The 13,439-nt window shown below is 36.6% G+C and carries 16 protein-coding genes; 1 reads left to right on the plus strand and 15 read right to left on the minus strand.

Features of this window, described 5'->3' with window-relative positions:
- Positions 1–58: 58 nt before the first annotated feature.
- A complete protein-coding gene (locus AC806_RS07390) occupies positions 59–1,057 on the minus strand; it encodes a YeiH family protein (protein WP_061841383.1) in 999 nt (332 codons plus the stop codon).
- 113 nt (positions 1,058–1,170) lie between these two features.
- Here AC806_RS07390 and AC806_RS07395 point away from each other — a divergent pair, with 113 nt between their 5' ends.
- A complete protein-coding gene (locus AC806_RS07395) occupies positions 1,171–2,043 on the plus strand; it encodes a LysR family transcriptional regulator (RefSeq protein ID WP_014125285.1) in 873 nt (290 codons plus the stop codon).
- Between the two features lie 100 nt (positions 2,044–2,143).
- On the opposite strand, the gene AC806_RS07400 is transcribed toward AC806_RS07395, so the two are convergent.
- From AC806_RS07400 to fabF, 14 genes are all read right to left on the minus strand, one after another.
- A complete protein-coding gene (locus AC806_RS07400; RefSeq protein WP_061841384.1) occupies positions 2,144–3,022 on the minus strand; it encodes an NAD(P)-dependent oxidoreductase in 879 nt (292 codons plus the stop codon).
- Positions 3,023–3,107: 85 nt separating this feature from the next.
- Positions 3,108–3,269, minus strand: coding sequence for a hypothetical protein (locus AC806_RS11875; protein ID WP_014125287.1), 162 nt, complete (start codon positions 3,267–3,269; stop codon positions 3,108–3,110).
- 48 nt (positions 3,270–3,317) lie between these two features.
- The gene (locus AC806_RS07405; RefSeq protein ID WP_061841385.1) at positions 3,318–4,571 is read right to left on the minus strand and encodes an ABC transporter permease; all 1,254 of its coding nucleotides are present in this window, start codon (positions 4,569–4,571) and stop codon (positions 3,318–3,320) included.
- The gene (locus AC806_RS07410) at positions 4,564–5,463 is read right to left on the minus strand and encodes an ABC transporter ATP-binding protein (protein WP_014125289.1); all 900 of its coding nucleotides are present in this window, start codon (positions 5,461–5,463) and stop codon (positions 4,564–4,566) included. Before AC806_RS07410 ends, AC806_RS07405 begins: the two co-directional genes overlap by 8 nt.
- Positions 5,464–5,651: 188 nt before the next feature.
- Entirely contained in the window at positions 5,652–6,374 is a 723-nt protein-coding gene (locus tag AC806_RS07415) for an alpha/beta hydrolase (RefSeq protein WP_069029099.1), read from the minus strand.
- Positions 6,375–6,602: 228 nt separating this feature from the next.
- Positions 6,603–7,046, minus strand: a complete 444-nt coding sequence (locus AC806_RS07420; protein ID WP_041591845.1) for a type II toxin-antitoxin system HicB family antitoxin — start codon at positions 7,044–7,046, stop codon at positions 6,603–6,605.
- A 33-nt stretch (positions 7,047–7,079) separates the two neighbouring features.
- Positions 7,080–7,265, minus strand: coding sequence for a type II toxin-antitoxin system HicA family toxin (locus AC806_RS07425; protein WP_041591998.1), 186 nt, complete (start codon positions 7,263–7,265; stop codon positions 7,080–7,082).
- A 104-nt stretch (positions 7,266–7,369) separates the two neighbouring features.
- A complete protein-coding gene (locus AC806_RS07430; RefSeq protein ID WP_014125293.1) occupies positions 7,370–7,894 on the minus strand; it encodes an acyl-CoA thioesterase in 525 nt (174 codons plus the stop codon).
- 321 nt (positions 7,895–8,215) lie between these two features.
- Positions 8,216–9,001 carry an acetyl-CoA carboxylase carboxyl transferase subunit alpha gene (locus AC806_RS07435; protein WP_014125294.1) on the minus strand — a complete coding sequence of 262 codons (786 nt, stop codon included), beginning with the start codon at positions 8,999–9,001 and terminating at the stop codon, positions 8,216–8,218.
- Between the two features lies 1 nt (position 9,002).
- Positions 9,003–9,866 (minus strand): acetyl-CoA carboxylase, carboxyltransferase subunit beta, encoded by an 864-nt coding sequence (accD, locus tag AC806_RS07440; protein WP_014125295.1) that lies wholly within the window; start codon positions 9,864–9,866, stop codon positions 9,003–9,005.
- A gap of 12 nt (positions 9,867–9,878) precedes the next feature.
- Positions 9,879–11,243 (minus strand): acetyl-CoA carboxylase biotin carboxylase subunit, encoded by a 1,365-nt coding sequence (locus AC806_RS07445; protein ID WP_014125296.1) that lies wholly within the window; start codon positions 11,241–11,243, stop codon positions 9,879–9,881.
- Positions 11,244–11,250: 7 nt separating this feature from the next.
- Complete coding sequence (gene fabZ, locus AC806_RS07450) at positions 11,251–11,670, minus strand: 3-hydroxyacyl-ACP dehydratase FabZ (RefSeq protein WP_180991148.1); 420 nt, start codon at positions 11,668–11,670, stop codon at positions 11,251–11,253.
- Between the two features lie 11 nt (positions 11,671–11,681).
- Complete coding sequence (accB, locus tag AC806_RS07455; protein ID WP_014125298.1) at positions 11,682–12,185, minus strand: acetyl-CoA carboxylase biotin carboxyl carrier protein; 504 nt, start codon at positions 12,183–12,185, stop codon at positions 11,682–11,684.
- 2 nt (positions 12,186–12,187) lie between these two features.
- Entirely contained in the window at positions 12,188–13,423 is a 1,236-nt protein-coding gene (gene fabF / locus AC806_RS07460; protein ID WP_014125299.1) for a beta-ketoacyl-ACP synthase II, read from the minus strand.
- Between the last annotated feature and the right edge of the window lie 16 nt (positions 13,424–13,439).

Raw genomic sequence — 13,439 nt, forward strand, 5'->3', positions numbered from 1 at the left:
TACAGCAACTGTTGTAAAAGCTATTTCTTTCTGTACTAATTATATAAATATTTTTTTATTACCAAATGCCTAATACTTGTTGCATCAAAAGACTAACCAACATAATACTTACCCAGCAACTAAAGCCAAGCAAAATAGGTTTGCCGCCACTTTTAACTAACTGCACCAAATTAGTATTTAAACCTACTGCTGTAAGTGCCATTGTAATACAGAACTTACTCAATGTTGTTAAAAAATCAACAATATTTTCATTGAGTTGAAAAACCGTACTAAAAATCGCCGCTAGTAAGAAAAAGAGAATAAACCAAGGAAATGTTTCTGACATCCGAACGGAAACTGCGCTACTTTTTTTCGAACGATAAAATGCCAAGATTAAGGTAATAGGAATAATCGCCAGTGTTCTAGTTAGTTTAACAATCGTCGCATAATTTAAAGCCACATCACTGGCATGACTGACTGCCCAGGTTTGCCCAGCAGCCACTACCGAAGAAGTGTCATTGATTGCCGTTCCTGCCCACATCCCAAAACCAATATCATTCATCCCTAAGATATTTCCAAAGATAGGAAATAAGAAAGCCGCTAATACATTAAACAAAAAAATAACAGAAATAGATGTCGCGATATCTTCTCCTTTGGCTTTAATCACAGGAGCGGTTGCCGCAATCGCAGAACCGCCACAAATGGAAGAACCTACACCTACTAAAATAGAAACATCGGTCGGAACTTTTAACCATTTACTGATAAAATAAGAAACAATGAGTGCTGTAGCTATAGTAGTAATAATAATGAGTAAGGATTGGCTCCCTACCGCAAAAATTTGAAAAAGATTCATACTAAAGCCCAATAAAACGATCGCATATTGCAGAATTTTTTTAGAAGTAAAAGCAATGCCTGGTTCAAACATCTGCTTTCGTGGAAATAAAGCAATAATCAACCCTAAAAGGATACCAAAAACAGGACCTCCTATAATGGAAAAGCGTTGTCCTAAGAAAGTGGCGATTAATGCAATAAAAAAAGATAACAAAATTCCCTGATAATTTTTCTTTACAAAACTCATTTTTTAATCTCCTTGTTAATATCGTTAAAAATATATTATCATACTACTTATATAACAAAAAATTATTTATTATTATATGTACATAAAAATATGTTATGACAAAGGAGAAAAACATGCTTGATTTTAGAACACGTACTTTCTTAACCGTGTGTAAATATATGAATTACACTAAAGCAGCTGAAAAACTATGTATTACTCAACCTGCAGTTTCCCAGCATATTAAATTTTTAGAAACAGACTATAAAGCAAAGCTTTTTTACTATGAAGGAAAAAAATTAGCATTAACACCTGCAGGAGAATTATTTTATAAAAAACTTTCAACAATTGCTTATGATGACCAAACTTTAAGAAAAAGAATGTTACAAGATAACAAGTCTATCATGCATTTAAACTTTGGCGCTACTCGCACGATTGGTGAATTTTATTTAGCGGATAAGTTAACTCAATTTTTAAACGAAAACCCTAGTATGCAATTATCGTTGATTATAGAAAATACTGCTTATCTCTTAGATAAATTACAAAGGGGTGAAATTGACTTTGCTTTATTAGAAGGATATTTCCCAAAATCTGAATATAGTTTCCTACCATATGCACGAGAAGAATACATCTGCGTCGCAACACCAGATTACCCTTTCAAACAAACACCACATTTACTGGAAGATTTGTTAACTGAAAGATTGATCATTAGAGAAAAAGGTTCAGGCACGCGGGCAATTTTAGAAAAGAACTTAGAAAATCAAAACTTCGTATTAAGTGATTTTAAACAACTGATTGAAATAGGAAATATTCACGTTTTAAAAAAACTGGTTATAAACAATCTTGGGATTACAACGCTCTATAAAACCGCAGTCACTCAAGAGCTGGCTGATAATCAATTATGCAGAATCGAGATCGAAGACTTACAAAAAACCCATGATTTTTATTTTGTTTGGCGTAAAGACAGTGTCTTTTCGGATCTCTATAAGCAAATTGTCCATTTTTTTTAGAAAGTTTTCTTATACTAAAAAAGCAAAGAAGCGTCAGTACTTCTTTGCTTTTTAGTAAATTCTATCTATTAAATGAAAATTTCAGTTTATTTCGTAATACTTATTCTTCCTTCTTCCCGGCTAAACCTGAAGCCGCAATATCTTTATCTCCGTGTCCTTCTTCTAGCGCACGTTGGAAACGTTGTAAGCCCGCAGCTGTGATATCAATTTGCAAGTCTTCGTCTTCCATAGCATCTACAATTAATTGCGCGTCTTTTACCGCATTTTTAACTGCAAAGCTAGCGGTATAATCATCATTTAAAATCGCTTTGCCTTTTTGTTGGAAATAAGGTGTATCCATAGGGCCACCAGTAATCACGTCCATGACAAGTTGCGGATCCACTCCTAGCTCTTTTGCGATTGTTAAACTTTCAGCTACACCGTGCGTTAAAGCAAATACCCAACTATTTAATGCTAGTTTCAAGCGACTACTTTTTCCTGCTTCTTCAGAAACCCAGATCGTCTTTTTACCAATAACATCAAAAATAGGTGTAAGAACTTCTTTATATTCGCTAGGTCCTGAAGGCATAACCGTCAATTCACCACTTTCAGCTGGCGCTTTAGTCCCTTGTACAGGTGCATCGAAAAAAGTTAACTCGTGTTTTTCGGCAAATTGAATTAACTCATCTATTTTTTTGCCCACTGTCGTCATTTGAATCCAGATAGCATCTTTAGATAAATTTTCTTGCGCTGAGTTCATGGCTTCTAAAACAGTTGGCGCATCTTTTAAAACCGTGAGTACAGCATCTGTATCCTTGACCGCTTCTTGCGGCGTATCATAAACGCTTAGGCCATCTGGTATTAGTTTTTCAGCTTTAGCTCGTGTTCGATTCCATACATGTACAGCAAAACCACTTTTGGCTAAATTGCTAGCCATAGGTCCTCCCATAATACCTGTACCTAATACTGCGATTGTTTTCATTTCTTTTTGTTGAACCATTTATATGCCTCCAATATAAAGTTAAATTTGTCTCTACCTTAACGTTATAATAGTCAGCAACTAAAGCGCAAACATCATGTTTGCTTTATTTATCTTCTGTAACGTGTAATTTCGTACCTACCAACTCAATACTTGGTTCATCTCTAAAACGTTGCAAAACTTGCCTGTTCAACATCGTTTTTGTAGCCGTTCCTTCAAAACGTACTTTTACGGATGGAAAATAGCGGCTACCTAAAAAAACATGCAATTTATTCCGGCATTTTCGAAATAAATTACATGTTTTAACTGTTTACACTTATTGATTCTTCATCAAAGTAAATGACTGTTTCAATGTCGCAAGTAGTCCTTTATCATTATAAACTAAAACATTTGATTTATACATCTTAGCTGAAGCCATTGTCAATAGAACTGTCGAAACGACTAAGATACCTAATGAAATCATCGCATCTTGTATACTAGCCGTTTCATTAGCCAATCGAATAGGCATTAGATAAGAAGATAGAAATGGGATATAAGAAGTAATACGGATGATAATATTGCTTGGATCAAAGGACGCTAAAGAGATCCCTAGTAAGTAACCGATTAAAGACAAATAAGTTACAGGTAAAATCACTTTAGATGTATCTTCTGTCTTTGTGACTAATGAGCCGCAAAGTGCAGCCAAAACTGCATAGATAAATACTCCCAAAACTAAGAAAACTAAAGTAAACAGCAAGAAAGTTCCAAAGATCCCTTGCAAGGAAATCGAGTCTATAAAGTTTTTAATCACATCAATATCTTTTACCCATTGGTAACTAATCGCAAAAGCTGCAGCGTAAACAACCATCTGTGTTACAGCCACAAGTAGTATTCCTAAAAGTTTGCCGTAAAAGTGGACTTGCGCACGAGTACTGGACAAAATAACCTCCATAATTCGGGTCCCTTTTTCTGAGGCAATTTCTTGCGAGATAATTCCTGCATAAGTGATAATAAAGACGAAGAGAATAATTGTCGAAGCAAAACTAATAGCATAGTTGAAGTCCTCATCGTCTCCACCCATCTCCATCTCTTCTGCGTCGTTGAAATTAACAGATTGTTGTTCAAAACTTGCTGGTTGATTTAAGCTATCAACTTCCTCTGTTGTCAGACCTAACTCTTGGGCTCGCATATTCGTTTGTATCGTATTAAGTGTTTGTTGTAAGGTTAGCTCAACTGACTGTCCCATATTCGATTCGCTATATAATGTACCATTTAGCTGATTATTATCTTCTATATCTACAACAAACAAAGCGTCAATTTTTTCATCCGATAAATCTTTTTCTCCCGCCGATTGAGAATCGATGACTTGAAATTCATAGTCCTCAGGTGCACCCTCACTCATGCTTTCAGCCAACTCTGTTGAAGAAGAAGTGATACCAATCGTATCAACCTCACCACTTTGACTTCCAAAATAGCCGGCCACATAAACAATGCCTCCTAAGATAAAAGGAACAAGCAACATAATTAAAAATGAAATGGAGCGAACATTTTTCTTATAAACATCAGCGGCAATAACCCAAAATTTATTCATGGTCTTCACCTGCTTTCATTTTAAATATTTCTTCTAATGTTGGTGGTTGCTGATTAAACATCGGGATATAACCTTGTGCTGTCGCTTGTTCAAAAATGGTTTTACCTGCTTCTGGATTTTCTAATGTGATTTCCAAATAACGATGATCTTGTACTGTAACACTTGAAACATCAGGTATTTGAGCCACTTCATCTTGGGACAAGTCCGATTCTAAGAAAACTTTGGTTCGTCCAAATTTTTCTCTAATTTCATGTACATCTCCTTGTAAAACAGTTTTTCCATTGTTTAACATAATCAAATGGTCACATATCTTTTCCACATTATCCATATTATGACTCGAAAATATGACACAAGAACCTTTTTCTTTGAGCTCCATAATGCCGTCTTTCAGTAACTCTACATTTACTGGATCTAAGCCGCTAAAAGGCTCATCCAAGATAATAAGCTCTGGTTCATGAATGAGCGTCGCAATCAATTGAATTTTTTGTTGATTTCCTTTAGATAAAGTTTTTACTTTATCTGTCTTTTTACCTTTCACCTGAAATTTATCCATCCATTCGTCAATCTTAGGAACAATTTCTTTTTTGCTTCTTCCTCTTAATCGCGCAAAATAGATCAATTGATCTTGTACTGTAATACGCGGGTACAAGCCACGCTCTTCGGGTAAATACCCGATAATATTGTACTCTTTTGCACTTAATGAATGTCCCTTCCATAAAATTTCGCCTTGATCTGCTTGTAAAAAATCAAGAATTAAACGAAATGTAGTTGTTTTTCCCGCACCATTTTGTCCAATCAATCCCATAATTTGTCCTTCATTGATAGAAAAGGTTAAGTCGTCTAAGGCTTTGTAATCGCCAAAGGATTTTGACAAATTTTTCACTTCTAACACTTTTCTCACTCCTTTTATCGTTTTTCTTTCCAGTCCCTTTTTACAACAATTGTGTCATTTAATGTTACCTTACCTTATAACAAATCGCAATTGGTTATAGATAATTTTGTTATTTTAATATAAAAAAAGGATCACTAACAGTTATAGATGTTAGAGATCCTTAAGTAGTTATTTCTTATTCGTTTATTTTATTTAATGCCGATCATTTCATCTAGCCATTCTACCGCTAAAGGAAACCAACGAGACATATGATGATCGACTCGTCCATCATTTACAACGCCTGTCCACTTATTTGCCAGAGCCATTCCATGATTACCTGTACTAAATTCGTGCACTTCAAATGGTACACTATTTTGTGCCAAAGCTTGCGTGTAGACATCAATATGTTCTAAAAACGGCGTTAGTTCATCATTCATCGCACCCCATACAAAAGTTGGCGGCGTATTAGGTGAAACTAGCTTTGAAACATCAGTGCTTTGAACACCCATCTTTTCATCCAAAGTAGGCTTGATCACTGGATAACCGAGCAAAGCAAATTTCGCTTGCGTATCTATTTGGTTAGAGTAATCAGCAGCAAGTTGCCCGCCGGCAGAAAAACCAATGATTCCTAACTTATTTAAATCTACTTTTAACTGATCAGCATGTTTTTTTATATAATCAAAAGCCTCTACAATGGCTTCTTTAGCTTCGACATAACTTTTTTGTTCTTCCGTCGGATAATTTACGACAAAAGATTGAAAGGCTTGTGTCGCAAATTGCAACGCAACTCGTTCAGTATCGCGTTCGCGTAATTGTTTATAACTTCCACCACCGACAACGACAATACCAGGCAAAGCAATATCAGTATTACTTTGATAAATGTCTAATGACGAATGATTTGTTGTATCAAGCTGAATATTTTGAAAGTTCATTTAGTATCACCTCAGATAATTGTTATTTATATATTAAGCTTACTAAATGAATTTACTGACCGCAAATATTCTAACTTCCAACTATTTTGAAGAAAACTATAAACGAGGCTAAGTATAAAAATGTCACAGCTTTTATTAATATTTTTTGTACACAAAAAAATCCAGCAAACAAAAATGTAAAAATTATTTACTGGACTGTGTAGTTAATATAGTTAAATCGCTACTATACTAATGATTCACTTTTTCTACAATAGCATCCTCTAATGTTTTTGAGAAATTAAGAGAGTGCTTCTTACCTAAATCATCTGCCCATTTAGGGATCGTTAAAGTTTTTTTAACAGGATTTTGTGAACCTAAATAGTTATTTATGTTTACATATATCATCGTAATAAAAGACTTTTCTGGATCATATTCCAATTGGAAATCATCATCATTTTTAAAAGGATCGTTTTCTTTTAAATCAAGTATATTGATATCTGAGGAACTTGGAACATGATTCTGTGTATCAATCAAATCAGCAACAATGATCCCCAGGTATTCTGAAGCCATCTCAAGTGCGTCTTGAATATTTTTCCCTTGAGTAGCGCTATTTTCAAAATCTGGAAAAGTAACAAAATATTTTGCTTGAGCTGAAGCGTCATAATAAAATAAAGCAGGATAAGCGACTAACATCATTGCACGCTCCTTTCGTCAGTAGCAAGTGGGCTAATAAAGCCCAGCTTGCTTTAAAATTCCTCTTTCGGTATATTTGTTCAATTCACCATGAAAAATAATGATTGGACGACTATTTGATTTGCACATTTTAACATGTAATCCTTTTCCTTGTTTAGGAACAATTGTCCAACCATTTTTGGCCAGATATTTGACCATTTGCTTTTGTGTCATCGGCATATACGCTATACTTCCTGACAACCATAAATTAACACGTTTAGCACGTACCATCAATAAAAACATTCATAATTGAAACTAACTTAGTCTCTCCACTTTCTTTATTATTACCCCCATGGCAATTCTGTTGAGAGTTTAGCAGCAAATTCTTTATATTCACTGCGCTCAGCAAGTCGTTGCGTTCTTCTTTTTTCATAATCATGACAAACTAATTTTTCTTCTTCTGTTTCTGGGAAAACTCCTGGTACTGTAAATTCTTTTTCTTCATTCATATGAGAAGGAACAGCAACAAATGTCGTAAAGCAAGTCGCTGCTAGATAGCGCTCACCTGTTACCAGATTTTCTCCGATAACTTTTACAAAAACTTCCATAGATTTGTGATGTGTGCCTGAAACATACGACTCTACACAAACCGAATGATTATTTTCCAATGGCTTTAAAAAATTCATTTGATCGATAGAAGCTGTGACTGCGCCTCGTCTGCAATGTCTGGTAATTGAAATTGATGAGGCATCATCAATAAAGGTCATTAATTTTCCACCGAATAAAGCGCCAAAAGGATTCAAATCTGAAGGAAAGATCCGATGAGTTTGGACCACTTTTGATTCTCGACAATACCGAAATTCTTCCATGTTTTTCTACCTCTGTTTCTAAATTAATTCTTCTATTTTAACAATTAGCAAACAAATAATTATGGTTACTAAACAAATTTGTTCGAAAAATAAAGCTTTTCACACATAACTTCCCTTTATTATACCAAAAAAGAAGGGACATCTTCTAAACTTCCCTCTATTCTTTATAAAATGAAGGGACTTTTACATAACTTTCCTTCTTTTGTAGTAAAATGAAGGGAACTTTGAATGACTTCCTTTCTTTATCTCAAATAACTAACTTTTAAAAAATGTAATATCATAATAAAAAATCACCGAGCTTCAAATAGCCGGTGATTTTTATTAAAATTTACGAAATCGTTCATAGCGTTCTTGAACTAGTTGAGTAGGATCTTTTTTCGCAAGATCTTTTAACTTCCAAGTTAAGTCAGCTTTGACACGGCGTAAAATCGCTTCATCTGATACAGATTCGCCTCTAAATGTTTCAGGAATTACCTGTTCGATAACATCCAATTCTTTTAATTCTTGCGCTGTAATTTTCATCAAATCAGCGGCTTCATCTGCTCGACTACTATCTTTCCACAAAATCGAAGCAAAGCCTTCTGGAGGCAAAACCGCATAAATAGAATTTTCCAGCATCCAAACTTCATCAGCGACTGCCAGTGCTAATGCACCGCCACTACCGCCTTCACCAATAATGGTAGCGATAATAGGAACGCTTAAATCAGCCATTTCATATAAATTTTTAGCGATAGCCTCTCCTTCGCCACGTTCTTCGGCACTAATGCCAGAATAAGCGCCAGATGTATTAATAAAAGTTACCACCGGACGTTGGAACTTTTCTGCTTGCTTCATCAAACGTAATGCTTTTCGGTAACCTTCTGGATTAGCCGAACCGAAATTACGTTTTAAATTTTCTGGTAAATTTTTTCCTTTTTGGATACCAATTACAGTCACCGGTTTGCCATCTAACAAAGCAACACCACCTACCACAGCTTGATCATCTGCAAAGTAGCGGTCTCCATGAAATTCTTGAAAATTATCAAAGATCTGTTCAATAAAATCTAGTGAAGTGAGGCGTTTTTGATCACGAGCTAGTTGAACGATCTCATGTGCAGATCTTTCCATCTTAACGCCACCCTTTCATTGTATGCATGCTTACCAGTTCGTAGATGCGCGTTTTTAAATCTTTACGTGCAACAATCTGGTCGATAAACCCATGTTCCAAAAGAAATTCTGCTCGTTGAAAATCTTCTGGTAGTTCTTGTTTAATCGCGTTTTCAATGACACGTCTACCTGCAAATCCAATCAAGGCTTGTGGTTCAGAGATAATAATATCTCCTTCCATCGCAAAACTTGCAGTGACGCCACCAGTAGTTGGATCTGTTAAAACGGTTAGGTAGAAAAGTCCAGCATTACTATGTTTTTTGACTGCTGCAGAGACCTTGGCCATCTGCATCAAAGAAAAAATTCCTTCTTGCATACGAGCGCCGCCTGAAGCGGTAAATAAAACCACTGGTAGTTGTTGTTCCGTCGCTTTTTCGAATAAACGGGTGATTTTTTCTCCTACGACTGTACCCATACTTGCCATAATGAAATGAGAATCCATTATACCAAGCGCTACTTTCTCTCCGGATATGTCTGCAAGACCAGTCAAAACAGCCTCATGCAAGTCATTTTTTTCTTGCATCTTTTTGACTTTTTCTTTATAGCCAGGAAAATTCAAGGGATCTTTGGTACTTATGTCTGTATCCCATTCTTCAAAAGTATCATCATCGGCGATCAGTGCTAAACGTTGGCTAGCACTGATTCGAAAGTTATATCCACAGTTAGGACAAACTTTTTCTTCACCAATTTCTTTAGTATATAAAATATGTTTGCAGCTTGGACATTTTGCCCACATGTCATCAGGGACAGTGGGTTCGTTCATAGGTGTCGCATTTCGATTAGGATTAATTTTGATATAGTCCTTTTTCTTTTTAAACAATGCCATTTGCTGCGCCTCCTAATCTTCAGGTGTCCAGTTTGGTAAAAATTCTTCTTGCAAAAAGGCAGTATTATAATCGCCAGAAAGTACTTTAGGATGACTGATCAAGTCTAACTGAAATTCAGCGTTAGTGACAATTCCTTCAGTCACAAGTTCACTTAATGCGCGCTGCATTTTCATCAACGCACCTAAGCGTGTGTCTGCATAGGCAATCACTTTAGCGATCATTGAATCATAGTAAGGCGGTATCGTATAACCTGAATACATCGCACTTTCTACACGAATACCCATGCCACCTGCTGGTAATAATAAATTTTCGATTTTTCCAGGTGAAGGAGCAAAGTTAAAGCTTGGATTTTCAGCGTTAATACGACATTCAATCGCGTGCCCATTAAATTGCACATCTTTTTGTTCAATCGTCAGTTCTTGGTCACTAGCGATTTCCAATTGTTTTTTAACAATATCCACTCCTGTAACCATTTCAGTGATAGGATGTTCAACCTGAATACGAGTATTCATCTCCATGAAGTAAAAATTGCCTTTTTCATCCATTAAAAATTCGATAGTACCTGCATTGCAATAATCAACAGCCTGTGCTGCTTTAACAGCTGTCATCCCAATCTCTTGTCTTTTTTGCTCATCGATCACTACAGAAGGAGATTCTTCCATAACTTTCTGATTATTACGTTGTAAAGAACAATCTCTTTCTCCTAAGTGTATCACATGTCCAAAATTATCGGCTAGAATTTGAATTTCTATATGACGAGCAGGATAAACAATCTTTTCAATATACATTGAATCATCACCAAAGGCTGCTTTGGCTTCTTGTTGAGCCGAAGAAAAATGATGCGGTAAATCTTCTTTATTATAAACTTTGCGGATTCCTTTTCCGCCACCACCTGCGGCAGCTTTTAGCATAATTGGAAAGCCCACTTCATCAGCAATCTGAACGGCTTCTTCTACATCATGAATGACGCCTGGGCTTCCCGGCACAACCGGTACACCAGCTTCTCGCATCAATTTTCTAGCATTGATTTTATTTCCCATATCATCGATCGTTTTGCTTTTAGGTCCGATAAAAACGACATTCATCTCTTCACACATTGCAGCAAAACGAGCATTTTCAGAAAGAAAACCAAATCCTGGATGGATGGCTTCAGCCTTAGTGACAATGGCTGCACTAAGGATTTGTTGAACGTTTAAATAAGAATCTGAAGAACGAGCGGGGCCAATACAAATCGCCTCGTCCGCTAATTCTGCATGTAGTGCATCTTTATCAGCTTCTGAATAAACAGCAACTGTATGAATACCTAATTCACGACAAGCACGTATAATTCGTACCGCGATTTCTCCACGGTTTGCAACTAAAATTTTTGAAAACATAATCCACCTATCCAATCATGAACGTTAATTCTGCTTCCGCCACTTTTTTTCCATCGACGCGAGCAACACCTTTACCTACACCAGCAGAAGATTTTACCTTCAAAAGTTCAACTTCTAGCATTAATGTATCGCCGGGGGTTACTTTTTTACGGAATTTCGCTTTGTCAATTCCGCCAAAATAAGCAGTTTTTCCTCGAAACTGTTCTAAACTTAGTAAAGAAACAGCGCCCGCTTGTGCCATAGCTTCAATAATAAGCACCCCTGGCATTACTGGTTCATGCGGAAAATGTCCTTGGAAAAAAGGTTCATTCACTGTAACATTTTTTTTAGCTACAATTCGTTCTCCTTCTTCGAGTTCTTCTATACGGTCAATTAAAAGCATAGGAAAACGATGAGGAATAATTTCTTTGATCTCTTGAATATTCATTACTGACATATTTAGCCTTCTTTCACGCGGAACAACGGTTGGTCAAACTCGACCACTTGTTCATTTTCTACTAATACTTCAACAATCTCACCAGACACATCACTAGTGATTTCATTCATTACTTTCATCGCTTCAACAATACAAACGACTTCACCCGCTTCGACGTGATCGCCAACTTTTTTAAAGTCTTCTTTTTCTGGAGCAGGTCGCAAGTAAACCACACCCACAATTGGCGAAACGATATCGGTTCCTGCAACTGTTTCTTTTGCAGTTTCTGTTGTTTGCGCTTGAACAGATTGGACTGTTTGTTGTGTTGTTGTTTGTGTGTTAGCTGTTGGTTCTACCGTAGGTTCAGCCGCCTGCGTCTGTCCTGTATTATTTACTTGCCCAGCTTGGCTCCTTGCCGCTGCTGTTTTATTAAAGTATAGCTCAAAAGTTCCATCTTTTAAATCAAATTCTGTCAAAGTCGATTGATCAAAGATCGCAAGCAATTCTTTTAATTCTTCTTGTTGCATCTTTATGCCTCCCAACGTTTCATCAATAATACCGCATTATGGCCACCAAAGCCCATTGAATTGCTCAATACATATTCTAAGTTAGCATCAATACTTTGATTTTGCACCACATTTAAATCAATTTCCGGATCTTTTTCTTCAATATTAATACTAGCAGGAACAAATTGGTGTTGTAGTGCTAATAATGAAGCAACTGATTCAATACCACCGGCCGCTCCTAATAAGTGTCCAGTCATTGATTTTGTACTGCTAACATAAATATCTTTACCACGTTCACCTAATCCATAATGGATAGCTGTTGCTTCTGAAACATCATTAGCTGGCGTTGCTGTACCATGAGCATTAATATAGTCAATTTGTTCAGGTGCTATTTGTGCTTCTTCCATAGCCAATTTCATCGCTTTTCCAGCACCAGAACCATCCGGATTAGGTGCTGTCATATGGTAAGCATCACAATTTGCGCCATAGCCAACAACTTCACCTAAAATATTTGCCCCACGAGCTTGCGCATGTTCTAATGATTCCAGCAAAAGAACGCCTGCACCTTCGCCCATAACAAATCCAGAACGATTCGTATCAAATGGGGTTGAAGCATGATCTGGATCTTCATTACGGCTCAAAGCAGTTAAAGAAGCAAAACCAGCGATTCCGATTTCACAAATGGTTGATTCAGATCCACCAGCAAGCATCACATCTTGATAGCCGTGTTTGATATTGCGGAAAGCTTCTCCAATAGAGTTGTTACCAGAAGCACACGCTGTAACGGTAGATGTACAAATACCTCTAGCGCCCACGCGCATCGCGATATTTCCAGCAACCATGTTTACAATCGACATAGGTACAAACATTGGTGAAACTCGATCTGCTCCTTTTTCGTTCATACGCGTTACTTGTTCTTGGATTGTCGGTAATCCACCGATACCTGAACCCACCATAACGCCGAAACGATCCATGTCCGTTTTTTCTGTATCTAATTTTGCCATTTCAAGAGCATCAAGTGCAGCGTAAACGCCATAAAGTGAAAAAAGATCCATTCGTTTCGTATCTTTTTTCTTAAAATATTTCTCTCTAGGAAAATCTTTCACTTCACCGGCTACTGAAACACCAGTATCTTCTGCATCAAACTTTGTAATTTTATCAATTCCGTTTGTTCCATTTTTTAAACTTGCTAAGAAGGTTTCTGGATCATTGCCAATTGGCGATACGACACCATAACCTGTAATAACTACTCGATTCATCTTGCTTCTCCTTCCA

Origin of the sequence: Tetragenococcus halophilus (genome assembly GCF_001712815.1) — a bacterium.
GTDB lineage: Bacteria > Bacillota > Bacilli > Lactobacillales > Enterococcaceae > Tetragenococcus > Tetragenococcus halophilus.